Origin of the sequence: Rhodococcus sp. NCIMB 12038 (genome assembly GCF_002165735.1) — a bacterium.
Taxonomy (GTDB): domain Bacteria; phylum Actinomycetota; class Actinomycetes; order Mycobacteriales; family Mycobacteriaceae; genus Rhodococcus_F.
This window is the reverse complement of the sequence record NZ_NHML01000037.1, coordinates 32992-56928: the sequence shown is the minus strand read 5'-3', so window position 1 is coordinate 56928 and position 23937 is coordinate 32992. Positions and strand designations below refer to the sequence as shown.

Annotated in this window: 27 protein-coding genes, 1 tRNA gene and 1 pseudogene; 15 read left to right on the top strand and 14 right to left on the bottom strand. The window is 68.8% G+C overall.

The genetic code is table 11. The features are described 5' to 3' along the window. Positions 1-66: 66 nt before the first annotated feature. Positions 67-1140: a D-2-hydroxyacid dehydrogenase gene (locus tag CA951_RS36770; protein WP_087561562.1), complete on the top strand. Its 1074-nt coding sequence runs from the start codon at positions 67-69 to the stop codon at positions 1138-1140. Between the two features lie 50 nt (positions 1141-1190). On the opposite strand, the gene CA951_RS36765 is transcribed toward CA951_RS36770, so the two are convergent. Both CA951_RS36765 and CA951_RS36760 read right to left on the bottom strand, forming a co-directional pair. Further along, on the bottom strand, positions 1191-1532 hold the full coding sequence (locus tag CA951_RS36765) for an SHOCT domain-containing protein (RefSeq protein ID WP_087561561.1): 342 nt from the start codon (positions 1530-1532) through the stop codon (positions 1191-1193). A gap of 28 nt (positions 1533-1560) precedes the next feature. Beyond that, on the bottom strand, positions 1561-1989 hold the full coding sequence (locus CA951_RS36760) for a DUF6325 family protein (RefSeq protein WP_087561560.1): 429 nt from the start codon (positions 1987-1989) through the stop codon (positions 1561-1563). A 182-nt stretch (positions 1990-2171) separates the two neighbouring features. On the opposite strand from CA951_RS36760, the gene CA951_RS36755 reads away from it, so the two are divergent. From CA951_RS36755 to CA951_RS36740, 4 genes are all read left to right on the top strand, one after another. Then, complete coding sequence (locus CA951_RS36755) at positions 2172-3416, top strand: cation:proton antiporter (protein WP_087561559.1); 1245 nt, start codon at positions 2172-2174, stop codon at positions 3414-3416. Beyond that, positions 3413-4981: an MFS transporter gene (locus CA951_RS36750; RefSeq protein WP_087561558.1), complete on the top strand. Its 1569-nt coding sequence runs from the start codon at positions 3413-3415 to the stop codon at positions 4979-4981. Before CA951_RS36755 ends, CA951_RS36750 begins: the two co-directional genes overlap by 4 nt. 103 nt (positions 4982-5084) lie before the next feature. Further along, positions 5085-6407 carry a serine hydrolase gene (locus CA951_RS36745; RefSeq protein ID WP_087561557.1) on the top strand — a complete coding sequence of 441 codons (1323 nt, stop codon included), beginning with the start codon at positions 5085-5087 and terminating at the stop codon, positions 6405-6407. Between the two features lie 76 nt (positions 6408-6483). Then, positions 6484-6840, top strand: a complete 357-nt coding sequence (locus tag CA951_RS36740; RefSeq protein ID WP_087561556.1) for an NAD(P)H-binding protein — start codon at positions 6484-6486, stop codon at positions 6838-6840. Here the strand turns inward: CA951_RS36740 and CA951_RS36735 are convergent. The 5 genes from CA951_RS36735 to CA951_RS36715 all read right to left on the bottom strand — a co-directional run bounded on the left by CA951_RS36735 (position 6815) and on the right by CA951_RS36715 (position 9953). Continuing rightward, positions 6815-7246 carry a nitroreductase family deazaflavin-dependent oxidoreductase gene (locus CA951_RS36735; protein ID WP_087561598.1) on the bottom strand — a complete coding sequence of 144 codons (432 nt, stop codon included), beginning with the start codon at positions 7244-7246 and terminating at the stop codon, positions 6815-6817. The genes CA951_RS36740 and CA951_RS36735 overlap by 26 nt on opposite strands. Before the next feature lie 52 nt (positions 7247-7298). After that, positions 7299-7955 (bottom strand): bifunctional 2-polyprenyl-6-hydroxyphenol methylase/3-demethylubiquinol 3-O-methyltransferase UbiG, encoded by a 657-nt coding sequence (locus CA951_RS36730; RefSeq protein ID WP_087561555.1) that lies wholly within the window; start codon positions 7953-7955, stop codon positions 7299-7301. Between the two features lie 61 nt (positions 7956-8016). Beyond that, positions 8017-8286 (bottom strand): hypothetical protein, encoded by a 270-nt coding sequence (locus CA951_RS36725; RefSeq protein ID WP_087561597.1) that lies wholly within the window; start codon positions 8284-8286, stop codon positions 8017-8019. A gap of 104 nt (positions 8287-8390) precedes the next feature. Further along, positions 8391-8792 (bottom strand): very short patch repair endonuclease, encoded by a 402-nt coding sequence (locus CA951_RS36720; protein ID WP_087561554.1) that lies wholly within the window; start codon positions 8790-8792, stop codon positions 8391-8393. Positions 8793-8807: 15 nt separating this feature from the next. Continuing rightward, positions 8808-9953, bottom strand: coding sequence for a DNA cytosine methyltransferase (locus CA951_RS36715; protein WP_087561553.1), 1146 nt, complete (start codon positions 9951-9953; stop codon positions 8808-8810). Between the two features lie 256 nt (positions 9954-10209). Here CA951_RS36715 and CA951_RS36710 point away from each other — a divergent pair, with 256 nt between their 5' ends. Then, complete coding sequence (locus tag CA951_RS36710) at positions 10210-11307, top strand: hypothetical protein (RefSeq protein WP_087561552.1); 1098 nt, start codon at positions 10210-10212, stop codon at positions 11305-11307. Then, positions 11304-11891 (top strand): putative glycolipid-binding domain-containing protein, encoded by a 588-nt coding sequence (locus CA951_RS36705; RefSeq protein ID WP_087561551.1) that lies wholly within the window; start codon positions 11304-11306, stop codon positions 11889-11891. Before CA951_RS36710 ends, CA951_RS36705 begins: the two co-directional genes overlap by 4 nt. A gap of 49 nt (positions 11892-11940) precedes the next feature. Here CA951_RS36705 and CA951_RS36700 read toward each other — a convergent pair whose 3' ends face one another. Beyond that, on the bottom strand, positions 11941-12909 hold the full coding sequence (locus CA951_RS36700) for a prephenate dehydrogenase (RefSeq protein WP_087561550.1): 969 nt from the start codon (positions 12907-12909) through the stop codon (positions 11941-11943). Positions 12910-12958: 49 nt separating this feature from the next. On the opposite strand from CA951_RS36700, the gene CA951_RS36695 reads away from it, so the two are divergent. The 5 genes from CA951_RS36695 (at position 12959) to CA951_RS36675 (ending at position 15254) form a co-directional block, all read left to right on the top strand. Continuing rightward, positions 12959-13498 (top strand): tRNA adenosine deaminase-associated protein, encoded by a 540-nt coding sequence (locus CA951_RS36695; protein WP_087561549.1) that lies wholly within the window; start codon positions 12959-12961, stop codon positions 13496-13498. Between the two features lie 11 nt (positions 13499-13509). Continuing rightward, positions 13510-13968, top strand: coding sequence for a nucleoside deaminase (locus tag CA951_RS36690; protein ID WP_087561548.1), 459 nt, complete (start codon positions 13510-13512; stop codon positions 13966-13968). 139 nt (positions 13969-14107) lie between these two features. Continuing rightward, on the top strand, positions 14108-14299 hold the full coding sequence (locus tag CA951_RS36685; protein WP_009477222.1) for a CsbD family protein: 192 nt from the start codon (positions 14108-14110) through the stop codon (positions 14297-14299). 56 nt (positions 14300-14355) lie between these two features. Beyond that, positions 14356-14446, top strand: a tRNA-Ser gene (locus CA951_RS36680). 124 nt (positions 14447-14570) lie between these two features. Beyond that, positions 14571-15254, top strand: a complete 684-nt coding sequence (locus CA951_RS36675) for a YceI family protein (protein ID WP_087561547.1) — start codon at positions 14571-14573, stop codon at positions 15252-15254. Here CA951_RS36675 and CA951_RS36670 read toward each other — a convergent pair. Further along, positions 15186-16154: a sterol desaturase family protein gene (locus CA951_RS36670; protein ID WP_087561546.1), complete on the bottom strand. Its 969-nt coding sequence runs from the start codon at positions 16152-16154 to the stop codon at positions 15186-15188. The two genes, CA951_RS36675 and CA951_RS36670, sit on opposite strands and share 69 nt — an antisense overlap. Positions 16155-16261: 107 nt before the next feature. Between CA951_RS36670 and CA951_RS36665 the strand changes: the two genes are divergently transcribed. Then, on the top strand, positions 16262-16759 hold the full coding sequence (locus CA951_RS36665; RefSeq protein WP_087561545.1) for an Rrf2 family transcriptional regulator: 498 nt from the start codon (positions 16262-16264) through the stop codon (positions 16757-16759). On the opposite strand, the gene CA951_RS36660 is transcribed toward CA951_RS36665, so the two are convergent. The 5 genes and pseudogenes from CA951_RS36660 to CA951_RS36640 all read right to left on the bottom strand — a co-directional run bounded on the left by CA951_RS36660 (position 16725) and on the right by CA951_RS36640 (position 20736). Continuing rightward, positions 16725-17477 (bottom strand): IclR family transcriptional regulator, encoded by a 753-nt coding sequence (locus CA951_RS36660; RefSeq protein WP_087561544.1) that lies wholly within the window; start codon positions 17475-17477, stop codon positions 16725-16727. The genes CA951_RS36665 and CA951_RS36660 overlap by 35 nt on opposite strands. Positions 17478-17492: 15 nt before the next feature. Next, positions 17493-18452: a PDR/VanB family oxidoreductase gene (locus CA951_RS36655; RefSeq protein ID WP_087561543.1), complete on the bottom strand. Its 960-nt coding sequence runs from the start codon at positions 18450-18452 to the stop codon at positions 17493-17495. 16 nt (positions 18453-18468) lie between these two features. Then, on the bottom strand, positions 18469-18681 hold the full coding sequence (locus CA951_RS36650) for a hypothetical protein (protein ID WP_087561542.1): 213 nt from the start codon (positions 18679-18681) through the stop codon (positions 18469-18471). 18 nt (positions 18682-18699) lie between these two features. Continuing rightward, positions 18700-19770: an aromatic ring-hydroxylating dioxygenase subunit alpha gene (locus CA951_RS36645; RefSeq protein ID WP_087561596.1), complete on the bottom strand. Its 1071-nt coding sequence runs from the start codon at positions 19768-19770 to the stop codon at positions 18700-18702. Between the two features lie 140 nt (positions 19771-19910). Further along, positions 19911-20736: pseudogene (locus CA951_RS36640) on the bottom strand (class I SAM-dependent methyltransferase). A 121-nt stretch (positions 20737-20857) separates the two neighbouring features. Between CA951_RS36640 and CA951_RS36635 the strand changes: the two are divergent. Together CA951_RS36635 and CA951_RS36630 are read left to right on the top strand one after the other, a co-directional pair. Continuing rightward, the gene (locus tag CA951_RS36635; RefSeq protein WP_087561595.1) at positions 20858-21460 is read left to right on the top strand and encodes a TetR/AcrR family transcriptional regulator; all 603 of its coding nucleotides are present in this window, start codon (positions 20858-20860) and stop codon (positions 21458-21460) included. 52 nt (positions 21461-21512) lie between these two features. Further along, the gene (locus CA951_RS36630) at positions 21513-23861 is read left to right on the top strand and encodes an MMPL family transporter (protein ID WP_087561541.1); all 2349 of its coding nucleotides are present in this window, start codon (positions 21513-21515) and stop codon (positions 23859-23861) included. Positions 23862-23937 lie beyond the last annotated feature (76 nt).

Sequence of the window (23937 nt, the reverse complement as noted above, 5' to 3'; positions counted from 1 at the left end):
TGATTAGTGCAGAGTTTTTATTCTGAACATATGGCCAGAGCTGGTCTCGTACCGAAGGAATCCGCAGTGAGCGCACCTGACCCGAAGCCGCACGACGGGCGACTCCGTGTAGTCGCCGCGACCCCCGTCAGCGAGGAACTCATCGACCTCGTCACGCGGGCGGAACCGCGCATCGACTTCATCCGCGAGCAGGATCTGCTGCCGCCGTCCCGATTCCCGGGCGACCACTCCGGCGACCCGTCGTTCACCCGGACCGCGGAGCAGCAGAAGGCCTTCGACGACCTGGTCGATTCGGCGCAGGCTCTGTACGGCGTGCCCGACGAGACGCCCGCGGCACTGACGAGAACGGTGCGCGTCAACCCCGGCCTCCGCTGGGTGCACACGATGCCGGCCGGCGGCGGAGCCCAGGTGAAGGCGGCCGGACTCACCGACGAGCAACTCGGCCGCATCGCATTCAGCACCTCCGCCGGCGTGCACGCGGCACCACTCGCCGAGTTCGCCGTCTTCGGCCTGCTGGCCGGCGCCAAGACCCTCCCGCGGCTACTCGCCCAGCAGCGCGACAAGACGTGGAGCGGCCGGTGGGCCATGAGAACCGTGTCCGGGCAGCGCATCGTCATCGTCGGACTGGGCAGCATCGGCCGCGCGACGGCGCTAAAACTGAAGGCCCTCGGCGCGACGGTCGTGGGAACGAGCAGGCGCGACACCGCGGTCGAGGGGGTCGACGAGATCGTGCACCCCGACCGACTGGCGGACGTGGTCGGCGACGCGGACGGCATCGTCGTGACACTTCCCGGAACCAGCGCCACCGAAGGCCTCGTCAGCGCAAAGGTATTCGGCGCCGTCAAGCCCGGAGTGACGGTGGTGAGCGTCGGCCGCGGCAGCGTCGTCGACGAGGCCGCCATGACCGCGGCCATCGAGGACGGGCGGGTCGGCTTCGCCGCGCTGGACGTGTTCGCGTCCGAGCCGCTGGCATCCGACAGCCCGCTGTGGACGCATCCGAACGTACTGGTCAGCCCGCACACCGCGGCGCTGAATCCCGCGGAGGACCGGCTCATCGCGGAACTGTTCGCGCGCAACGCCACCCGGTTCCTCGACGGCGAGGAACTGATCAACCGCGTCGACACCGTCGAGTTCTACTGACGACGCGACGCCACGACGGCCCGTCCGGTGGGCGGGTCGCCGTGGTCTCGTCAGGACGCGAGTAGTTTCGCCTTCGCCGCCGCGAACTCCTCGTCCGTGAGCACGCCCGCCTCCTTCAAGCGGGCGAGTTCCTGAAGGCGGGACACCAGGTCGTCGCCGCCCGCGGGTTCCGGTGGTGGTGGCGGCGGTGCCTGCTGTTGCGCCGCTTGCTGTTCCGCGTACTGCTGCTGCGCCGCCTCGTCGATCCGGGCCTGTTGCTCCGCGTCCTTGCCGGCGGCGCGCCGGTTCATCGCGTTCGACGTCGCCCGCGCGGTGCCGGTGATGACCGCAGTCCGGGCCACCGTGCCGAGTAGCCCGGGACGTCCCATGCGGCGTGGACCCCTGAAAACCATGTCGTTGCTCCGTTTCCGTTCGTGACCGTCAGACCGCGGCGGCGATGGCCGCCTCGACCACCTCGCGCGGGATGTGCAGGTGCAGAGCCACCTCGCCGCCGGCGTGGCGGGACGCCGCCGCGAGCTTGCGCGCCCACGTCTGCTCGTACACGAGCGCCACCGCCGACGTGCCCGGCTCCAGTGATTCGCGTACCACCTCGAGGTCCTCGTCGCTGATCAGCGCCTTGGCTTCGAGGGACAGGGCGGCGAGTCCGATGCTGTCGAGGTCCTCGTCCACCTCCACCTGACTCAGTGTGCCGTCGGCCCCCTTGGAGACGAACACGAGATCGAGGATGGTGACCACGCCCTGCGCGACCACCTCCCGGAACGTGTCGATCACCGCGGGATCGGCCCGCTCACCCGGAAAGGTGAGGAACAGGAACGCGACCGGACCGACATCTTCAGCTGAAATCGACATCTTCTCTCCCTGCGCTGGGTGCCCTGGTGTCGATGATCGCCACCGGCCCGGGGGTGCACATCATCCACGACGGGTGATTCCTCGCGCCGCCGTTCATCCCTTACGGATGATGCCCCCGGGTCCGGGTTCTGTGAGGCTCGAGCGCAGTGCCGTTGCCGGGTGGTTCGAGAGACGGGTGATGCATGCCTTCCGTGGGAGCCTCGCTTTTCTGGATCGTGGCCTGCGCCGTGATCGCCCCGCTGCTCGCCGGGCTGTTCCCCCGCAAGCTGGTGCCCGAGGTCGTGCTCCTCCTCGTCGCCGGGATCGTCATCGGCCCGCACGTCTTCGACCTCGCGGTGGCGGGCAGCGAGATCGACCTGCTGCGCGAACTGGGGCTGGGGCTGCTGTTCCTGCTGGCCGGCTACGAGATCGACACGGCCGAGATCACCGGTCGCGGCGGCAGGCGGGCGCTGCTCACGTGGCTGATCTCGCTGGCGCTGGCGTTCACGGTGGTGTCGCTGCTGAGCCTGGCCCACGTGGTCGACGCGGGGACGGCGGTGGCCATCGCCATGACGTCGACGGCGCTCGGCACCCTCCTGCCGATCCTCCGGGACGCGGGCGGACTCGACACCCGGCTGGGCCGGACGATCCTCGAGCACGGCGCATTCGGTGAACTCGGCCCCGTCGTCGCGATGGCGATCCTGCTCGGGTCCCGGGGTTCGGTGGCGTCCATCGTGGTCCTCGGACTGTTCACGGCCGCGGCCGTGCTGGTCGCGTTCATCCCCGCCCGTGTGCGGCGCGAGGGCTCCCGGATCACGGCGATCATCCGGTCGGGGGCGGAGACGACGTCGCAGACGACGGTCCGGCTGACGATGCTGCTTCTCGTTGCACTCACCGTGCTCGCGGCGGAGTTCGGGCTCGACACCATCCTCGGAGCGTTCGCAGCGGGATTCATCCTGCGCAGGGCCACACCCGACGGCGACGAGACACTCGAAACCAAACTCGACGGCCTCGCGTTCGGTTTCCTGATCCCGATCTTCTTCGTGACGTCGGGCACGGCCATCGACGTCGCCGCGGTGGCGTCCGAACCCGGCGTCCTCATCGCGTTCGTCCTGCTGATCCTGCTGGTGCGGTCGGGACCGGTCTACTTCGCCGGAAGATTCGACCGCGGCGCCGACGGCACCGACCCACCCTTCACCGTCCGTGAACGCACCCAGCTGGCGCTGTACGCGGGAACCGGTCTGCCGCTGATCGTCGCCGTCACCGGTGTGGCCGTCGACTCGGGCGACATGACGCCCGCCAATGCCTCCGTGCTCGTCGCGGCGGGTGCGATCACCGTCCTCCTCTTCCCGCTCGCGGCATCGCTGCTCGCGCCGGCCCCGGACCCTGTGGCCGACCCGGCCGGCCCGGGCACACGAGGAGACAAGAACCCCGGGAGCAGACCGTGACTCGAACCGAAACGACGCAGGCGCCGGCCCGTGCGACGCTGACCCTCGCGACGCTCATCCTCGTCGCCGCCGTCGCCAACCTGAACCTGTCCGTCGCGAACGTCGCGCTCCCCGACATCGGCCGCGCATTCGACGCGAGTCAGACACAGCTGAACCTCATCGCCGTGGCCTACTCCCTCGGGCTGGCCGCGTCGGTCCTCTACCTCGGGGCGCTCGGCGACCGCTACGGGCGCAAGCAGATGCTGGTGCTCGGCATGGCGCTGTCGCTGCCGGCGTCGGCGATCGCGGGGTTCGCCGGGAACTTCGAAATACTGTTCCTCGCACGCGTTCTCGGTGGCGTCTCCGCCGGGCTCGCGTTCCCCACCACCCTCGCGATCATCACTGCGCTGTGGTCGGGACCGCCGCGCACCAAGGCGATCGCACTGTGGTCGGCCCTCGGTGGCGCGATCTCCTCGCTCGGACCGATCGTGTCGGGGGCGCTCCTCGAGCAGTTCCATTGGGGCTCGGTGTTCCTCGTGACCCTTCCGCTCGCCGGTCTCGCCCTCGTCAGCGCCATCCTATGGGTGCCCGCCCACGTCAACGAAACGACCGATCCCGTCGACAATCTCGGCGGCATCATCTCCGTCGTCTTCATCGCCGCCCTCATCCTCGCGATCAATTTCGCGCCCGTGAACGGCTCCGGTGCACTCGCCGTCGGTCTCGGACTGATCGCCCTCGCCGCGGGCGCCGCGTTCTTCCTGCAGCAACGGCGGGCGGCGCACCCACTGTTCGATCTGCACGTCGCCGCCCGCCCGACGTTCTGGGTGGCCGCCGTCGGCGGGGTGATCGTGTTCGGCGCCCTGATGGGCGCGATGTTCATCGGGCAGCAGTTCCTGCAGAACGTGCTCGGGTACTCCACGCTCGCCGCCGGATCCGCGATCATCCCCGCCGCCGTCGCGATGGTCGTCGTCGCACCCCGCTCCGCGAAACTCGTCGAATCGCACGGCTCCCGGTTCACCCTGCTCCTCGGCTACCTGTTCGTCGTCCTCGGACTGGTCGTCGCCCTGGTGTGGTGGGACGAGAACGCGTCGTACTGGTGGGTGGCGCTGGCCTACGCGTTCGTCGGTATCGGGGTCGGGTACGCGGGAACCCCGGCGTCGCGCTCGCTCACCGGTTCGGTGCCGGTGTCGCGGGCGGGCATGGCGTCGGGCACGTCCGACCTGCAACGCGACCTCGGTGGCGCGATCATGCAGTCGATCCTCGGTGCGGTGCTCACCGCCGGTTACGCGAAGTCGTTGTCGGCCACGATCGCCTCGTCGCCGGACGCCGACCAGGTAAACGCGGAAACCCAAGCGGCGCTCACGAAGTCGTATTCCAGCGCCGAGGTGCTCGCGGAACGCTATCCGCAGTACACCGAGCAGATCATCGCCGCCGCCCGCAACGCCTTCCTGGACGGCGACGACCGCGCGTACCTCGCCGCGATCGTGGTGGTGTGCGCCGGGGCCGTGGTGGTGTTCTTCTTCTACCCGCGGCGCGACAAGGAGAAGCGGCTGCTGTCCGAATACGCGACCGAGAGTGCGCAGTAGGGCGAATGTATCGTCGGTCGCCTCGGAAGCGCCGAAAGGTACATTCGCCCGGCGGTTGCGGGGTAAATTCCCGAGAGGGGCACCTCGACGACGGGACCGCACGATGACAGCTCAGGTCGTGACCAAGACGAATCGGCGACGAGGCCTCGCGGCGGTCGCGGCAGCATTGCTGCTGGTGGTGACGGCGGCGTGCTCCGACGACTCCTCCTCCACGGGCGCCTCCGCGACCTCGACGACGACGCAGGCGGGATCGCCGGGCGTCGAGGCGGGCGCCGCGCAGATCGACCCCGGTGTCGCGGACCGACTGAACGAGGCGATCGAGAAGACGATGTCGATGGCGGCGATTCCCGGCGCGATCGTCGGCGTGTGGGGGCCCGACGGCGACTACGTGAAGGCGTTCGGTGTCGCCGACAAGTCGACGGGCGCACCGATGGAGACCGACTTCTATCACCGGATCGGCAGTGTGACAAAGACGTTCACGGTGACGGGTCTGCTGCAGCTGGTCGACGAAGACAAGGTGGCCCTCGACGACCCGATTTCGAAGTACGTGGAGGGTGTGCCCGCGGGTGACCAGATCACGCTGCGCCAGCTGGCCCGAATGCAGAGTGGGCTGCCCAACTACACGGCCAACAAGGACTTCCAGCAGGCGTTGCTCTCCGACCCGATGCGGGAATTCACGCCGCAAGAACTGCTGGGGTACGCGTTCACGCAGCCCGCGACGTTCCCGCCCGGTCAGGGATTCGAGTATTCGAACACGAACACGGTTCTGCTGGGGCTCGTCGTCGAGAAGATCAGCGGAATGCCGCTCCCGGAGTACGTCTCGCAGAAGATCCTGCAGCCGCTGAAGATGGCGGACACCAGCTTTCCGACCACCAACGCGTTCCCCGAACCGCACGCGCAGGGTTACACCGAGCAGACCCTGGACGAGAAGGAAGCCGTCGCCACCGACTGGAATCCGTCCTGGGGATGGGCGGCAGGCGCCATGATCTCCACCCTCGACGACCTGCGCATCTGGGCGCCCGCGCTGGCCACCGGAACACTGCTGCAGCCGGCCACGCAGGCGCAGCGGCTCGAGACGGTGACCGCGCCGGGTCTGGCGTCCGATGTCGGCTACGGGCTGGGCATCTTCGACATCGCGGGCTGGATCGGGCACAACGGCAGCCTCCCCGGCTACCAGACGGTGTGCATGTACCTTCCCGAGACGGAGACCACGGTCGCGATCATGCTCAACACCGACATCCCCTACGAGGACAGCGAACCGAGCACGGCGCTGGCGGGAGCCGTCACCGAGGTCATCTCGCCCGAACACATCTACCGGCTCCGGCCCGGGGTGCAGAATCCGGACGCGTCGTCCCCTGCCACGCCGACACCGTCGGAGACCCCGGCGCAGGCGCCGTCCACGACCCCCGCCCCGCCGACCAGCTGACCCCCACGTGAGTGGCAAAGCGTGCCCGGGCACACTTTGCCACTCACGTGCCCGGGCGCGGTAGTAGCGTGCATCCATGACGATTCTCGTGACGGGGGCAACCGGGAGCATGGGCCGAATGCTCGTCGACCACCTGCTCGCGCGGGGCGCGACGGACGTCCGGGCCCTCACGAATCATCCTGACAAGGACCAACTTCCGGACGCGGTCACCGTCGTCGAGGGATACCTGCGCAGACTCGACGGCCTGCCCGCCGTGACGCCGGCGAAGGGGGAGTACGCCCGCTGGTACCTGGAGGGGATGGCGAGCCTGGTCGACGCCCCGCAGCAGGCGAGCCGTCTTGTGGAGCAACTCACCGGCCGTCCGGCGACCACGTTCGCGCAGTGGGTGTCGGCGCACGCCGACGAGTTCAGCGGTTCGGGGTCAGCGCGATGACGGGAATCGGGCGGTCCGTCTTCTTCTGATAGTCGCGGTACCGGCCGTGGTTGATCTCGTTCATCTTCGCCCACATCCGGTCGTAATCCGGTTCGCCCGGAAGCACTTTCCGCGCCGCCACGGTGATGTGTTCGCGGCCCACCTGGATCTCGCAGGTCGGGGCGGCCAGCACGTTGTGCATCCACGCCGGCGACGTCGGCGCACCGCCCTTCGAGGCGACGACCAGATAGCTCGCGCCGTCGCGGCCGTAGGTCAACGCGGACGTGCGCGGCTGACCGGACTTCCGGCCGACGCTGCGCAGCAACAGCGTCGGCATCCCGAACAACAACCGATGCCCCACCCAGCCGCCACTGTGTTCGTAGACGAACTGGTGCAGCTGAAGGGTTTTCACGAACAGGTCGGCCACGGCGTCCTCGTCTCGGCATCGGAAGAGATCGTGCCCACAGGGTAGTCCGTCGTCAGGCGCGGCGAACCGCATGCAGGACGGTGTCGTGGATCGTGACGGGCAGGCCGTCGGGGTCGCGTGCCTCACGGGACGGGACCGCCGACACGAGAATCTTCCACTCCGCGGGGTCCAGCACGGCCGCGACCTGTTCCGGGGTGAACAGCATGTCGGGAACATTGGGCCGCCCGACGGACGTCTCCAGATCGGACGGGTGATGACCGACGACGAGTAGGTGCCCGCCGGGGCGGACCGCTCCCGCCAGGCGCCGGTGCAGGGCCTCGCGGGCAGGTCCGGGCAGATGCATGAAATGCGCCGACACCAGGTCGAATCGGCGGGCAGGCGGCTCCCACGACAGGATGTCGGCCTGCTCCCACGTCGTCCGGTCCGCGATGTCGGGACCGGCCTCGGCGGCCCGTGCGGCGGCGCGGTCCAATGCCACCGTGGACACGTCCACCCCGGTGACGGTCCACCCGCGGGTAGCCAGCCAGATCGCGTCGGCACCCTCGCCGCTGCCGACGTCCAGGGCGCTGCCCGGGGTCACGTCCGCGACCTGCTCGACGAGGCGCGGGTTGGGGTTGCCGCTCCACACCGCGGTGGCCGAACGGTAGCGCTCGTCCCAGAACTCCTGGCTGAGGAAATCGGTCGTGTCCGGTGCATGCTCGTGAGTCATGCTCCCACTGTGCCGCGCAGCCCCGCCCGACCGGGAATCCTGTTGCCGTAACGGCAAGCGATTACGGGCTGGAGAACGTGTAGATCCGGCACCCGCTCATGTTCGCGGCCGACACGACGCCGTCCGCGCGCGCGAAGTCGCCCTTGGCGGAGAGATTGTTCGCGAGGGCGGCCTGGTCGTCGCAGAAACCCTGGTCCGCGGGATTGGCCGGGGGATTGCTGATGTACGTGTCGCCGGGGGCAGCCACCGCATAGGCCACCGGACCGACGAGTGGGACGGCCGCTGCTGCAATCGCAATGGAGGCCGCCGCGACGATACGGCGGATCATCATGCGCCTCCGAATGTGGTTCGAACGGTTGCTGATGACACCATCCTGCACCGATCCGGCGTCGGCGACCAGACCCCCCAGGGGTGGGAATTGCAACACCTTCACCGTCAGCGACGCAGGGCCGCCTGAACCCGGTCCGCGGCGACCACCGGATTCTCGTGCTCCCAGATCCGCACCACCGTCCACCCCGCGTCGGTCAGCGTCGAGTCGGTGTCCCGGTCGCGGGTGACGTTCCCGGCGAGTTTGTCGGCCCACCACTGCGCGTTGTTCTTCGGGAACGTGGCGTGCTGCGGGCAGCTGTGCCAGAAACACCCGTCCACGTACACCGCCACCTTGCGTCGCGGAAACACCAGGTCGGCACGCCGCCGAACCCCCTTCATCGGCGCCCGGTCCACGAAGTACCGGACCCCTCGGCGGTGCAGTTCGCGGCGCAACGCGAGTTCGGGTGCCGTGTCGCGACGCCGCTGCGCCCGCATCCGGGCGCTGGTCGCGGGGTCGGTGGCAGGCATCGCAGGTCCGTCCGGTTACGCGGCGGCCTCGGGGAAGCCGCCCATGCGGTCGAGGTGGCTCTCGACGTCGTCGATGAAACCGGGGACGAAACGCAGATTGCCCATCCGGGCCCGTTTCAGGAACCCGGCGGTCGCCCGCGCCGACAGCAGCCGGGTGTCCTCCAGGAATCCGCTGAGATCCTCGTACGGCTCCTGCACCGGCCACGTCGACGTGTGCACGCGGAAGGCCTGACGGTTGCTGCCCCACGCAGCCACCGGCCACGCGTCACCCGGCTTCATCGGTGTCTCGATACCCCGCTCGTACTCGGCAGGCTCGAGCAGCCGCCGCCCGACCCACGACGCCATCCGCACACTCACGGCGTTGCCGACGAGCTTCCACCGATGACTGTTCCGCAGGCCGGGGACCAGCGCCGCGGGTGCCGTCCAGTCGGGGTCGAAACCCTGCAGGCGTTCGGCGTCCACCAGTCCCGGGGTGACGATCTCGCCCGACGGCAGTCGCACGGCGGGCGGGCTCGCGATCCCGACGGACGAACCGCCCTTGAGCGTCGGCACCGCGTTGACCGCCCACCCGAGGCCGCGGGTGCCCTCCGTCCAGTAGAAACCGCACGGGAAGTCGGTGGGGTCGTCGACGGGGCGTTCCCCGGCGTCCTCACCGAACAGCACCGCGCGGGGATCCTCGGTGCGGGAGGCGAGCATCAGGACCCGCTGCCGGCGCTGGGGGAGTCCGAAGGCGCGCGCGTCGACGACCCGGTACGCCCACATGTAGCCGAGGTCCTCGAGGGCGTCCGTGATGTGCCTCATAGCCGCCCCGCGACCCAGTTGCAGCATGAACGGAACGTTCTCGATCAGGAGCCAGCGCGGACCCTTCTTCCGCTTCACCAACCGGAACACCTCGTCGACGAGGCCGGATCGCGCACCGGTGATGCCTGCGGTCCGGCCGGCCTGGGAGAGGTCCTGGCAGGGGAATCCGGCGGCGACGAGTTCGATGTCCTGGGGGAGGGAACGCAGCTTGGTGACGTCGGAATGCACTGGGACGTCCGTGAATCGGGTACGCAGAACCGCCTGGGCGCCCGGGTCGATCTCACAGAGCAGTTCGGTGTTCCAGCCGTGCTCCCTCAGACCCAACTCGAGCCCGCCGATACCGGCGAACAGGCCCACCATGCTCCCGGTTGACGTCACGGCACCCTTCCTCACGAACCAGTCACCCGAGAACGTTACTCGAGATCTGCGGCCGCTTTGACCAACGACCCGTGAGTACTTATTAACCTCGGGCGGTTAAGAAGTACTCACGGGTGGCGCAGCCACACATGATACGAGGCCGCGGTCGCGTGGCCGGCCTGTCCTCCGCGAGCAACACGCAGACTTTCCACCACTGAGAGTCCTAGACTTCCTGTAGGTGGGAGCACAGGGAGGCGGCATGATCTCGGGTTTCCGGAACCGGTCGCATCTCGTGCGTGACGCCCAGGGCAGCGGCCTCGTCGAGGCGTTCGTCATCATCGGGATCTGCACGATCCTGCTCACCCGCGCCTACCTTCACCTCACCGGTTATCCGCAGGTCGGGGGATCGTCGCTGCACATCGCGCACGTCCTGTGGGGTGGGCTCGGCATGGTCGTGGCGCTGGTGACCGTGTTCTCGTTCCTCGGGATGAAACCGCGGGTCCTCGGTGTCGTGATCGGCGGCATCGGGTTCGGGTTGTTCCTCGACGAGATCGGCAAGTTCGTCACCAAGACCAACGACTACTTCTACCGGCCGTCCGTCGCGATCATGTACGTGGTGATCGTCGTGCTGCTGCTGGTCAACCGGTCGCTGCACGACGTGCGCCCGCCGACCCCGACGGAGGACGTCGCCAACGCCGCCGCCATCGCGCTCGGCGGCCTGGACCGCGGTCTGGACCGCGCGCGCCGCGTGCAGGCGCTGGCGCAGCTGCGACGGGCGGCCGCGGCCGGGGCGGACGAGGCGACGCTGACGTCGGTGCGGGATCTGCTCGACCACTGCCCGGACCGGACCGGACGGACCGTGCCGACGGCCCGGGAACTGGCCCGCCGCGCGACGCCCGCGTTCGCGAAGGGCCCCGGCATGCTCTGGACCGCCGCCGTGCTCCTCACCCTGTTCTCCACCCTGGGACTGCTCAGCGCCGTGATCACCCTCGACGACGACCTCCGCGGCGACGAGGGCACCGACATCACGACCGTCGGTCAGCTCACCGGGTCCGCGATCGCGTTCGTCCTGTGCTGGTCGGCCGTCGTGCGACTGCGGAACGGCAAACTGTGGCCGCTGCAGTTCCTGCGGGCGGCAGCGCTGGTCACGGTGCTCCTCACCGAGGTGTTCGATTTCGTCGCACAGGAATTCGGGGCGCTGCTGAACGTTGCGGTCGGACTCGGCGCCCTCGTCGTCTTCTCGTCGCGCATCGCGGTCACGGAACGAGCCCGGGCACTGACGCTCGACAACTCTGCTGCAACGAAACTCGGCCCGTTGCCACCCCGGGAGCCGTCGTCGCTTACCGTAGACAGGTGAGCATCCAAGCCTCCGGTGCCTCGACCTGGCCCGCAGTACTGACGTGGCGGGCGGACAACGCACCCCGAATGGAATCGGTGCGCGTCCAGCTGAGCGGCGACCGCATCAAGGCCGCAGGCCGGATCATCGGCGGCGAGTGCCCCGAGCATCCCGCGTTCAGCGCGTCCTACGACCTCGTCACCGACGAGAGCGGCATCACCCGCCGGTTGTCGCTGCGGACGTCCGTCGCGGCCGGGGAACGGCAGATGTCGATCAGCCGGGACGAAGAGGGCACATGGATGGTGGAGCACGGCGCCAACCACCAGCGGTCCACGTTCGAGGGCGCCCTCGACGTCGACATGGTGCTCAGCCCCTTCTTCAACGCCCTGCCCATCCGGCGGTACGGACTGCACCTCGGGTCCGAGGACGTCGAGGTCCCCGTCGTCTACGTGAACCTCCTGGACCTGCGGGTCGAGGGCGCGATCCTCACCTACAGCAGCGGTCCGGACGGCATCCACGTGCTGTCGCCGGTGTCGAGTTCCTCGGTGACGGTCGACCGGGACGGGTTCATCATCGACTACCCGGGGCTGGCGGAGCGGATCTAGGCGCTTCGCGCTCGTGCGCCTTTTTGGTAGCTCCGGCAACCAGAAAGGCTCACAGGTGGCGGAGCCGCCCCCCGCGCCGGCCGGCGTCGCGCATCTCCTCGATCCAGCCTTCGCGGCCGGGGACGATGCCGGTGATCTCCCAGGTCTCCTGGTTGTCGTACGTCAGGCGCGCGCCGTGACCGTCTTCGACGAGTGACGCCGTGGACGACTGCTCCGCGAGCTCGGTCCGCGCGTCCTGCAGCAGCGTCAGCGCCTCGTCCAGTGCGATCAGCAGGGCGTCCCGGTTGCCTTCGCACATGGCCCGGACGAGCCCGGGTGCGCTGCCCGCCACGCGGGTGCCGTCGCGGAACGAGCCGGCCGCCAGGCCCAGTGCCAGCGGTCCGCCGCGGGCCCCGGTGATCGCGAGGGTCTCGGCCAGCAGGTGCGGCAGGTGCGAGATCCGCGCGACCGCCCGGTCGTGTTCGGCGGACTCGGCGGGGACGACGACGGAACCGCAGTCCAACGCGAGTTGCGCGACCTGCGTCCAGATGCCGGGGTCGACGCCGTCGTCGGTGCCGACCACCCACACGGCCTCGCGGAACAGGTCGGCGCTGCCGACGCTCCACCCGGACGCCGACGTCCCGGCCATCGGATGCCCGCCCACGTAGCGGTCGGCGAGTCCCTGCCGAGCCGCGGCCGCCGCGACCTCGGCCTTGACGCTGACGACGTCGGTGATCGGGCAGTTCGGTGCGTACAGGGCGATCGCGGTGAGGGTGGCGGCGACGGCGGGCACCGGGACCGCGATCACGATCAGCGCCGATGCGGCGGACGCACGCTGGAGCACCGCGACGAGATCGGTGTCGGCGTCGAATCCGTCCGCGCGGGCGGCGTCGACGGACGGTGCGGACCGGTTGTGACCCCACGCTTCGCGGCCTGCGCGCACTGCCGCACGCAGCAGCGAACCGCCGATCAATCCCAGGCCGAGCACGCACACCGGAGTTGTGGAAGGGGTATCTGACACCCGAACAGGTTGGCACATTCGGCGGCGGACTTCATTTACCGGCACCCAGCGGGCTACCGTTGCGCTCATGGGTGCACAGCGCGCGGAAAACAACAGCGCCTCCACGGATCGGGCAGAGGATCTGGAGGGCTTCGGTGTCGCAGTAGTACACGAGGACGGCCGGTGGAAGGTGAAGGCCCTCACGTCGGCTGCTCTGACCAGTCTGAGCGTCGCGGAGGAGGAGCTTCGGGCCCTCCGTAGCGCGGGCGCGTTCTTCGGTCTGCTGGACGTGGACGACGAGTTCTTCATCGTGCTCCGTCCGGCGCCGTCGGGAACGCGACTGCTGCTGTCCGACGCCACCGCCGCCATCGACTACGACATCGCCGCCGACGTCCTCGAGGCGCTCAACGTCGAGGTCCCGGACATCGATCCGGACGATCTCGACGACGTTGAGCCGTGGGAGGAGGGCGACCTGTCGCTGCTCGCCGACCTCGGTCTGCCCGAACCCGTGCTGGCGGTCATCACGTCCGAGACGGATCTGTACCCCGACGAGCAGCTCGGGATGATCGCGCAGCGGCTCGGGTTCACCACGGAGCTGACCGGGGTCCTCGACAAGCTTCCCCGGTAGTCCCGCACGCCGTGACTCTTCAGGACGACGAGCGGATGATCCGCGCGGCGATCGAGGCGGCCCGCGCTGCCACCGACGCCGACGTGCCCGTGGGTGCGGTGGTGTTCGACGCGGACGGCGTCGAGGTGTCGCGGGCGGCGAACTCGCGGGAGGCGATGTCGGATCCGACGGCCCACGCGGAGATCATCGCGTTGCGGGCCGCGGCGCGGGTGTACGGAGACGGGTGGCGCCTCGAGGGGGCGACGCTCGCGGTGACGCTGGAGCCGTGCACGATGTGCGCGGGCGCGCTCGTGCTTGCCCGGATCTCCCGTGTCGTGTTCGGGGCGTGGGAGCCGAAGACCGGTGCCGTCGGCTCGTTGTGGGATGTGGTCCGCGATCGGCGTCTCACACACCGCCCGCAGGTCAGGGGTGGTGTTCTCGAGGACGAGTGCGCCGGCATCCTCGAAGACTTCTTCCGTGAGCGGCGCTGACCGGTTTTAAACGCTTTCGTGGGGTACTCGACACATTGTGGCCGGGTCGTCGTGACCCGTGCTTCTCTGGAGAACAGGCGCTGACGAGGCGCCGCCGGACCCGTCACCGGGTTCGAAATCGGATTCACGGAGGTATCTCGTGGGAATCGCAGACAAAGCTTCGAACAAGGCGGAAGACCTCAAGGGTCAGGCGAAGGAAGCCACAGGCAAAGCGACCGGCGACCCGGACCTGCGCGACGAGGGCAAGGCAGACCAGGCTTCCTCGGCGGTGAAAGACGCCGGCGAGAAGGTCAAGGACGCCGCGAAGAACCTCAAGGACAAGCTCACGTAAAGCGGCTTCACCTGGCGATTTCGGGCTCGGGCGCCACATCCGGTAAAGTCACCGGCGGTGGCGTGTCCGAGCGGCCTAAGGAGCACGCCTCGAAAGCGTGTGACGGGTAACCCCCGTCCGAGGGTTCAAATCCCTCCGCCACCGCCAAAGCTCCCCACCTGCACACGCAGGTGGGGAGTTTTTTTGTGTGCCGGTCCCGGGCCGCTCGTTCACAGAACTTTCGCAGGTCGTTCCGGGTGACACCCCTTGAAGCTGCAACTAGCCTGAGCTCATGAAAAAGCTGTGGTGGTTGGTCGGCGCAGTAGTCGTTGTCGTACTCGCGGTGCTGGTGGGACCGTGGTTCTACGGCCAATTCATCGCTGAGGACGACGCACCGGCGGCGTCGGTGTCGACCGAGGGCGCGGAGGCGGCCACCGGATCGGTCGACGGGCAGTGGACCGTCACACCCGGGCAGGGCTCCAACGAGACGGCGGCCGGGTACACCGTGCACGAGATCCTCAACGGCGCCAGCGTCACCGTGGTCGGGTCGACCGGCGACGTGACCGGCAACGCGACCGTCGAGGGCGAGAAACTCACCGCAGGCGAGGTGACCGTGCAGGTGGCGACGATCGCGACCGATCAGTCCCGCCGCGACGGCCAGTTCCGCGGCAACGTGATGGACACCGCGACGTTCCCGACGGCCACGTTCACGCTGGACTCCCCGGTCGATCTGTCCGGGCTGCCCGCGGACGGTTCCGTGGGAACGGTGTCCGCGCAGGGCACGCTGACGCTGAAGGGTCAGTCGCGTCCGGTGACCGTCGACGTCGACGTGCTGCGTTCCGGCGACGACCTCATCGCGTCGGGCAGCATCCCGGTCACCTGGACGGACTTCGGTGTGACGCCGCCGTCACTGGGTTTCGTGACCGTGGACGGCAACGGCACGGTCGACTTCCTGGTCAGCTTCGCGCGCTCCTGACGGCGTCCAGCCGGGCGGGCCGAACACGTAGCCGAGCTTGTCTCGCCACGACGACGCCCGCCGCCAGTCCCGGCCGATCGCGGCGTATTCGTGGGTCTGCAGTGTCCAGATGTTGTAGGTGCCCACCGGTTTGGTGAGTCCGTAGGTGGGGCGGTGCGTTTCGGGTTGGAAGGTGCCGAACATCCGGTCCCAGACGATGAGGATGCCTGCGTAGTTGCGGTCGAGGTATTCGGGATCGCAGCCGTGGTGGACGCGGTGGTGCGAGGGTGTGTTGAACACGAACTCGACGGGCCGGGGCAGCTTGTCGATGCGCTCGGTGTGGACGAAGAACTGGTAGACGAGGTTCACGGAGAATCCGATGAATACCATCCACGGCGGAATGCCGATCAGCGGCAGGGGAATCCACATCAGGATCTCGGCGCTGTTGTTCCACTTCTGGCGGAGCGCGGTGGAGAAGTTGAAGTACTCGCTCGAATGGTGCGCCTGGTGGGTGGCCCAGATGAGGCGGATGCGGTGCGACATCCGGTGGTACGCGTAGAACAGCACGTCGACGCCGAGGATGAGGATCACCCACGTGTACCAGGCGTCCGCGGGCAGGTGCCATGGCGCGAGGTACACCCAGATCGCGGAGTACCCGATCAGAGCGAGCAGCTTCCAGAACGTCGTCGTCAGGATGGACACGGCGCCCATCGACACGCTGGCCCGGGCGTCGCGCCGCTCGTAGCCGCCGCGCACCGGGCGGGACCGTCCGTCGGGGTCGATGGCGGCGTCCTCGAGGTGCCGGGCCGCGAACCATTCGATGACGAGGAACAGCACGAACGCTGGGATGGCCAGCGTCACCGGCTCGTGCAGGGGCGTCAGCAGCGCCGAATTCCATGCCGACGTCACGGTCTCCCACATGCTGCTTCCTCCATACAAGACGATCGTCCAGTTCAATGTACCTCGGAGTGACATGCATCACTAAGCGTGAGTTGCCGGTTTTCATACTCGGATGGTAGGAATTCGGTGTGCACATCACCGCAAAGGTGGACTACGCCGTGCGGACGCTGATCGAACTCGCCGCGGCCGGGCCGTCCCCGTCCAAGGCCGAGTTCCTGGCACAGTCGCAGACGATTCCGCACAAGTTCCTCGAGGCCGTGCTCGCCGACCTCCGCCGCGGAGGACTGGTCAACAGCAGGCGCGGACCCGACGGCGGCTACTGGCTGGCCCGTCCCGCCGAGGACATCACGATCGCCGACGTGATCCGGACCGTCGAGGGTCCGCTGGCGTCGGTGCGCGGTGAACGCCCCGAGGACGTCGACTACGCGGGGCCGGCCGCCAAACTGCAGGACGTGTGGATCGCGGTGCGGGTGAACCTGCGCGCCGTGCTCGAGAACGTGAGCCTCGCGGACGTGGCGAACGGGCAGCTGCCGGGTTTCCTCATCACGTTGACGTCCGATCCGGGGGCCTGGGAGCGTCGCACCCGCCCGGCTACGTCGGTTGACGAGGGCGCAGCGCGCGGCTGATCGTCCGGCCTGCCGCGCGCACGAGCGGGACCAGCGCGTTGAGCGACGCCCCCTCCGCCGACACCACGAGCGACACGGCCGCGACCGCCGTTCCCGGACGTTCGAAGATCGGGGCCGCGACGGAGACGGCGTCCATGGTCACCTGACGATCACTGATCGCTACCTCGGACCGGCGGATCTCGGCGAGCGTCCGCCGCAGCACGACGGGGTCGGTGACGGTCCGTGCGGTGAACTTCTCGATCGGCCCGGCCAGCACCTGCTCCTGCACGTCGGTTGGCATGTACGCGAGCAGGGCCAGCCCGATGCCCGAGGCCGTCAGCGGGAATCTGCCGCCGACGCGGGTCTGGACGGGCACCGCCTTCTGGCCGGCGATGCGTTCGACGAACACGACCTCGGTGCCCTCCGCGATGCCGAGCTGCACGTTCTCCCGCGTGATCTGCGACAGGTCTTCCATCACCGGCATCGCCAGTTCGCGGAGCATCGTGCCGCGAGGTGCGAGCGACGCGATCTCCCACAGCTTCAGCCCGACCGTGAAGCGACCGCTGCTGTCACGCTCGAGTGCGCCCCATTCGATGAGGTCGCTGGTCAGCCGGTGCACGGTGCTCAGCGGGTACCCGGACTTGCGGGACAGGTCGCTGAGGGTCAGCCGCGGCGACGCCGGGGTGAACAGTTCGAGGAGCCGCAACGAGCGAATGGTCACCGAACCGGTGATCGCCATTGCTCGGTCTCCGTCTCACAGTTCGAGCGTCAGGCGTGGACAGCTCGCGCGCGAGACGCAGATCATCATGGTGTCGTTGGCTGCCTGCTCGTCCGCTGTGAGCAGGGAATCCCGGTGATCGACAGTACCGCCGAGCACGGGCGTCTCGCAGGTTCCGCACGTCCCCTCCTCGCAGGACGACAGCACCTGGACGCCTGCGGCGGTGACGGCCTGCAGGATCGACTGCTCGGGCGGCACGGTGACGGTCTTGCCGCTCAGCGTCAGCTCCACCTCGAAACCCTCGGCCCGGACCGGTTCGTCGAGGTCCTTGGCCGCGAACCGCTCGAGGTGCAGCGCGCCGGACGGCCAGTGGTCGCAGTGTGCGGTGACGGCGTCGAGCAGCGGCGCGGGCCCGCAGCAGTAGACGAGGGTGTTGTCCCGGACGTCGCCGAGCAGCCCCGGCAGGTCGATGAGCCCGTGCTCGTCCTGGGGGTGGATCACCACTCGGTCGCCGAACCGGTCGGCGAGCACGTCGGCGAACGCCATCGAACTGCGGCTGCGTCCGCCGTACACGAGGGCCCAGTCGGCGCCGGCGTTCTCCGCGGCGTGCGCCATGGTGAGGATCGGGGTGATCCCGATGCCGCCGGCGACGAACACGTACCGCGGTGACGGCTCGAGTTCGAAGTGGTTGCGCGGACCCCGGATCGTGACGCGGTCGCCTTCGCTCAGCTTGTCGTGCACGAACTGCGAACCGCCGCGGCCCAGCGCCTCCCGCAGCACGGCGACGCGCCAGGTGCCGGCGTCGGCCGGGTCGCCGCACAGCGAGTACTGGCGGGTGAGTTCCGGTGTCAGGACCAGGTCGACGTGCGCACCCGGCGTCCACGCAGGCAGGTCGGCGCCGGACGGGTCGCGGAACTCCAGCACGACGACGCCGTCGGCGCCGAGGGTCCGGGTGGTCAGCTCCAGTTCGAGCACGGGTTCGGGTGGGATGGGCATGGCGGTCTCTTCCGGGTCAGACGGAAACGGGAGCGGAGTCCGGCGCGGCGGGCAGCGGCGCGGCAGGCGCTGGCGGGGCGGGGTGGTGGCCGTCGGGGCAGGCGAGCAACCACTCCCACAGGGCGGCGGGTTCCTCGGCCACGTGGCGGGCGCCGCAGTGGCACTCGCCCTCGAGCAGGTCCGAGCCCGGCAGCCACACGATGCGCATCACGTGGGAGCCGCGGAGCATCCTCGTCGGTTCCACGGCTCAGCCCGCCGTGGCGGCGACGGCCTGCGGCGCGCCGGCCAGCTTCTTCAGGAGGCGGCGGGCGCCGAGTCCGCCGGCGTCGATGTTGATCGACAATTCCTGGTAGCCGTCCTCCTCCGTGTCGAGTGCCTGCTGCAGGATGTTCAGCGCGACGACGTCCTGCATGACGACGGTGCGGTTGTTCTCGGCCAGGAACGTCGTCACGGCGTCGTCGCCGACGGCGAAGTCGCGGGCCACGGCCCAGAAGTCGAGGGTGGAGTTCTCGGTCGACGGGGTGATCGCGTAGACGATCTCGCTGTGGAACGCGTGCGGGTCGGAGCCGTCGTCGCCGGGCAGCGGTGCGCCGACCGGGGCGATGCGGCTGTGCAGCAGGTACAGGCACGGCGGCGTGTACTCGATGTCCTGCCAGCGGGTGATGCGTCCCTCGATGCCGGTGGACTCGGAGTAGAACGGCGGGCACTCGGCGTCGTCCATGTGCCGGGACACGTAGATGACGTTGCGGTCCTCGTCGATCTCGGTGGTAATCGGGGTTTCCGCCACCTCGGGGGTGCCGATGTAGCCGCCGTGCAGGTACGTCTCGTGGGAGAGGTCCATCAGGTTGTCGACGAGCAGGCCGTAGTTGCAGTCGATCGGTTCCATTCCGGACACGACGGTGTAGTCGGGGGAGTCCATCCACGGTGCGCGGGGGATGCGGGTGGGGTCGCCCTGCTCGGGGTTGTCCGGGTCGGCGATCCACACCCACACGAACGAGTCCTGCTCGACCACCTGGTACGAGCGCAGCCGGGCGGTGCGGGGAACGCGGGCCTGGCCGGGCACGAACACGCAGCCGCCGTCGCTGCCGTAGGTGAATCCGTGATAGCCGCAGACCACGGAGTCGCCGTCGAGCCGGCTCGGCGCCTCGGACAGCGGGTAGCGGCGGTGCACGCAGCGGTCGCTCATCGCGACGGCCTCCCCGGCCTCGGTGCGCCAGAACAGGATCGGCTCCTCGCAGATGGTGCGGGAGAATAGTTCGCGTCCGACCTCACGGCCGTAGGCTGCGACGTACCACTGGTTGCGGGCGATCGTGGACATGAGTGCCTCCGGAATATGCTGGGCTGCTGCGTGATTCGTGACGCCGGACTCGAAGAGGCGGCAGCGTCGTCCCCACCACTGTGCGGCATCGGAGGTGATCCACCACACTCGGTTTCCGAATGTCGGAAGGACGAATTTTCTCAGGGCTTGCGAACGAGATAGGCGAACATCGTCACCGACACGTGGAAGTCGCCGCTGCGGGCGGCGGCATTCAGCTGGTCCAGCAGGTCGTCGCGCTGCGTTTCGGTGATCGCTCCCTCGGCGGCGGCGGCGGTCATCATCTGGACGAGGGGACCGGTCACATCCGCCGGATCCTGGATCAACGCCTCCGAGCCGACGTCCTCGACGACGAGACCGGCGGCGGTGAGCTGACCCGGGAGCAGTCGCCCGGAGTGCGGGTTGGCGGTGTGCGCCAGCATCACGTCCATGATCTTCTGCAGGACCAGGGGATCGCCGGGATGCATGATCGCCGTGCCCCAGTCGCTGTCGACGATCACGCCGCGCCCACCGGGCCGCAGCACGCGGACCACTTCCGCCACCGCGCGGTCCGGTTCGCTGAGATGCTGGAAGACCCGCTCGCTGCGCACGACGTCGAGACGATTGTCGGGGAACGGCAGCGAATACGCGTCGCCGATCACGAACTGCGCGGTCGAGCCGTCCTCCTCGGTCCGCTCCCGGGCGAGGAGGGCCATGCCGGGATTGGGATCGAGTCCGATCGCCCGGCCCGACGCGGTGACCGCGGCCGCGAGCGCGCGGGTCTCCGATCCGGTGCCCGAGCCGATGTCCAGGGCGCTCTCGCCCGGCTGTACGTGCAGCGCGGCGAACGACCACTCGCGCAGTCGCCGAATTCCCGGGCGCGCGGCCTGGGCGCGCGGCCTGGACGTCGAGAACGGACGCGAGTTGGTCCAGGGCGGCGCGGTCGATCTCGTCCGCCCGGAACGACAGCGGTGCCGTCGGATCGGACATGGGTCCACCGTAGCGCCGCGGTGACCCCCGACACAGTGCCGTGCGGACTGTGGCCAAGAACATGAAAATTGCGCTCTCGCGCAAATTTGCAGAGTTCTGCAAGTTCTGTACCCTCGGAACAGTGATTTCGGAAATCGGACTGCGGGACCGCAAGAAGGCCGCCACCCGCGCAGCCCTCAGCGGCGCCGCCGCACGCCTGGCCCGCGCGCTGGGCATCGAATGCGTCACCGCCGACGCCATCGCGTCCGAGGCGGGGGTCTCCACCCGGACGTTCCACAACTACTTCTCCAGCAAGGAAGAGGCGGTCCTCGCGCACTTCGAGCAGTCCGTCCACGGCTGGGTGGACCTGCTCCGCGCTCGTCCCGAGGACGAGCCGATCTGGGATTCCCTCGAGCACATGGTGATCCAGATCGTCACCGATCCCGCGAAACCCCTCGAGGACACCGCGATGATGATGGAACTCGTCGAGTCCAGCCCCGCGCTGCTCGCCAAGAAACTCGAAATGCACCTGCGCGTCACCCGGCTGATCGGTGAGGTGATCGCCGAACGCACCGGCACGAACATCGACACCGACCTCTATCCCAACCTGCTGCACATGGCGGTCGGATCGGCGTGCAAGGCGTCCCTCGACCTGTGGATGAGCGGCAAGTCGGGCGCCGACGGGCCCGAAGAACTGGTCCGCGACGCCATGCGACAACTCCGTCAGGGAATCCCGCAGCCGTAGCCGGCTGCCCCCAGAACCACTCTTCGTTCCACCGACTCAGAAGGAGCCTCTCGTGGCCACCTACCTCTATCGGATCGGCAGATTCGCCTACCGGCGAAAAGGCGCGGTCCTCAGCGCCTGGTTGGTGATCCTGGTCCTCATGGGCGTCGGGGCGGCAACGCTGTCCGGGCCCACGAAGGACTCGTTCACCATCCCGGGCACCCCGGCCCAGCAGGCTCAGGACCTGATGGCCGAGCGCTTCCCCGAGGCCGCGGGCGCCGATCCCATGAACGCCGTCAGCGCGCGGTACGTGTTCGCCGCACCCGAGGGGCAGACGCTCGAGAGCGAGCAGAGTCAGCAGGCGATGGACGCGGTGCTCGCCAAGGTGCGCGGCATCGAACAGGTCCAGGACGCCGCCAAGGTCGATCCCGCCACCGCCTCGGGCGCCGACGCCGCGAAGGCACTGGTCAACCCCGTCACCGCGAACGAGCAGCTCGTCGAGATGGCGAAGTCGACCGCGGCCGACAAGGGCATCAGCGAAGCGGACGCCGTCGCGAATGCGCAGGCGCTGTCCCCGCTCAATGCGGACAAGACCGTCGGCTACGTCACGGTGCCGTTCAAGGGCAGCATGGGCGACGTCGACCAGGCGCTGCGTGACCAGATCGACTCCGCCGCCGACGCAGGCCGCAACGCCGGTCTGACCGTCGAGATCAGTGGTTCCGCCGCCAACGAGGCCGAGCCGCCGGGAGGCGCCACCGAACTCGTCGGCATCGGCGTGGCCGCTGTCGTGCTCGCGCTGACGTTCGGTTCGCTGGTCGCCGCGGGTCTGCCGTTGATCACCGCGATCATCGGCATCATGATCGGCAGCCTCGGCATCACCGTCGCCACCGGATTCACCGATCTCAGCTCGATGACGCCCACGCTGGCCATCATGATCGGTCTCGCCGTCGCCATCGACTACTCGCTGTTCATCGTGTCCCGGTTCCGGCACGAACTCACGCTCACGGACGACCGCTCGGAAGCCGCCGGACGTGCCGTCGGCACCGCCGGTTCCGCCGTGGTGTTCGCCGGTCTCACCGTCATCATCGCGCTGATCGCGCTGCGCGTCGTCGGGATCCCGTTCCTCGCCGACATGGGTGCCGCCGCCGCGTTCACGGTGTTCATCGCCGTCTCGATCGCACTGACCCTGCTGCCCGCGATCCTCGGGCTGTTCGGGAAGAAGGCGTTCGCAGGCAAGATCCCGTTCCTCAGCAGCCGCGACCTCGAGGACGACGAGGGCAAGCCGAGCCTCGCCCTGCGCTTCATCAGCGCCGTGGTCCGCAGGCCCGCGATCCCGCTCGTCGCCGGTGTCGTGGTGCTCGGGGCGCTCGCCATCCCCGCGACCGGCCTCAGCCTGGCCCTGCCCAGCGAGGGCACCGGCGATCCCGCCACCAGCTCACGGCAGGCCTACGACCTCGTCAGCGAGGGCTTCGGTCCCGGCAAGAACGGCCCGCTGCTCGTCGTCGTCGACGCCAAGGACGTCACCACCGGCACGCCGTCGGAGGCGTTCGGTGAGGTCGTGAAGAGCATCAGGGCACAGGACGACGTGTCCAACGCGCAGGTCGTCGGCGTGAACAAGGCCGGCGACACGGCGCAGATCCTGGTGACGCCGAGCAGCGCACCCAGCGATCCCGCCACGATGGATCTGGTGAACAACATCCGCGGGGCGGAGACGGATCTGCACGACTCGATCGGCGTCAACTACGGCGTCACCGGGCAGACCGCGCTCGAAGGCGACGTGTCGGAGACGCTGCAGGACGCGCTGATCCCGTACCTCGCGGTGGTCGTGGGCCTGGCCTTCCTCCTGCTCCTGCTGGTGTTCCGTTCGGTGCTCGTGCCGCTGACCGCAACCCTCGGCTTCCTGCTCAGCGTCGCGGCCACGTTCGGTGCCACGGTCGCGGTGTTCCAGGAAGGCTGGGGCGGCATCATCTCCAACCCGCAGCCGATCGTCAGCTTCATGCCGATCTTCCTGATCGGTGTCGTGTTCGGACTCGCGATGGACTACCAGGTGTTCCTGGTGACCCGGATGCGGGAGGAATACGTGCACGGCGCGACCGCGAAGCAGGCCGTCACCGTCGGCTTCAACCACGGCGCCCGGGTGGTCAGCGCCGCCGCGGTCATCATGATCTCGGTGTTCGCGGCCTTCATCGCCGAGCCGAACTCGTTCATCAAGTCGATCGGCTTCGCCCTCGCGGCCGCCGTGTTCTTCGACGCCTTCATCGTGCGCATGGTGATCATCCCGTCGGTGATGGCACTGCTCGGCGACAAGGCGTGGTGGCTGCCGAAGTGGCTGGACAAGATCCTGCCCAACGTCGACATCGAAGGCGAGAAGCTGAAGAAGGCGCTGCACGACGCGGACGAATCGCTGCAGCCCGTCCGCTAGGCGCTCCGCGCCCGTGCGCCTTTCTGGTAGTGCGAACAACCAGAAAGGCGCACAAGGCCGCAGGCCCTTTCTGTTG

What these genes read in the sequence shown, in the direction of transcription:
- CA951_RS36765 (WP_087561561.1), bottom strand. Translation starts at nt 1,532, where the DNA reads ATGGTTTTCAGGGGTCCACGCCGCATGGGACGTCCCGGGCTACTCGGC.
- CA951_RS36760 (WP_087561560.1), bottom strand. Translation starts at nt 1,989, where the DNA reads ATGTCGATTTCAGCTGAAGATGTCGGTCCGGTCGCGTTCCTGTTCCTC.
- CA951_RS36755 (WP_087561559.1), top strand. Translation starts at nt 2,172, where the DNA reads ATGCCTTCCGTGGGAGCCTCGCTTTTCTGGATCGTGGCCTGCGCCGTG.
- CA951_RS36745 (WP_087561557.1), top strand. Translation starts at nt 5,085, where the DNA reads ATGACAGCTCAGGTCGTGACCAAGACGAATCGGCGACGAGGCCTCGCG.
- CA951_RS36740 (WP_087561556.1), top strand. Translation starts at nt 6,484, where the DNA reads ATGACGATTCTCGTGACGGGGGCAACCGGGAGCATGGGCCGAATGCTC.
- CA951_RS36730 (WP_087561555.1), bottom strand. Translation starts at nt 7,955, where the DNA reads ATGACTCACGAGCATGCACCGGACACGACCGATTTCCTCAGCCAGGAG.
- CA951_RS36725 (WP_087561597.1), bottom strand. Translation starts at nt 8,286, where the DNA reads ATGATGATCCGCCGTATCGTCGCGGCGGCCTCCATTGCGATTGCAGCA.
- CA951_RS36720 (WP_087561554.1), bottom strand. Translation starts at nt 8,792, where the DNA reads ATGCCTGCCACCGACCCCGCGACCAGCGCCCGGATGCGGGCGCAGCGG.
- CA951_RS36715 (WP_087561553.1), bottom strand. Translation starts at nt 9,953, where the DNA reads ATGGTGGGCCTGTTCGCCGGTATCGGCGGGCTCGAGTTGGGTCTGAGG.
- CA951_RS36710 (WP_087561552.1), top strand. Translation starts at nt 10,210, where the DNA reads ATGATCTCGGGTTTCCGGAACCGGTCGCATCTCGTGCGTGACGCCCAG.
- CA951_RS36700 (WP_087561550.1), bottom strand. Translation starts at nt 12,909, where the DNA reads ATGTGCCAACCTGTTCGGGTGTCAGATACCCCTTCCACAACTCCGGTG.
- CA951_RS36695 (WP_087561549.1), top strand. Translation starts at nt 12,959, where the DNA reads ATGGGTGCACAGCGCGCGGAAAACAACAGCGCCTCCACGGATCGGGCA.
- CA951_RS36675 (WP_087561547.1), top strand. Translation starts at nt 14,571, where the DNA reads ATGAAAAAGCTGTGGTGGTTGGTCGGCGCAGTAGTCGTTGTCGTACTC.
- CA951_RS36670 (WP_087561546.1), bottom strand. Translation starts at nt 16,154, where the DNA reads ATGTGGGAGACCGTGACGTCGGCATGGAATTCGGCGCTGCTGACGCCC.
- CA951_RS36660 (WP_087561544.1), bottom strand. Translation starts at nt 17,477, where the DNA reads ATGGCGATCACCGGTTCGGTGACCATTCGCTCGTTGCGGCTCCTCGAA.
- CA951_RS36655 (WP_087561543.1), bottom strand. Translation starts at nt 18,452, where the DNA reads ATGCCCATCCCACCCGAACCCGTGCTCGAACTGGAGCTGACCACCCGG.
- CA951_RS36650 (WP_087561542.1), bottom strand. Translation starts at nt 18,681, where the DNA reads ATGCTCCGCGGCTCCCACGTGATGCGCATCGTGTGGCTGCCGGGCTCG.
- CA951_RS36645 (WP_087561596.1), bottom strand. Translation starts at nt 19,770, where the DNA reads ATGTCCACGATCGCCCGCAACCAGTGGTACGTCGCAGCCTACGGCCGT.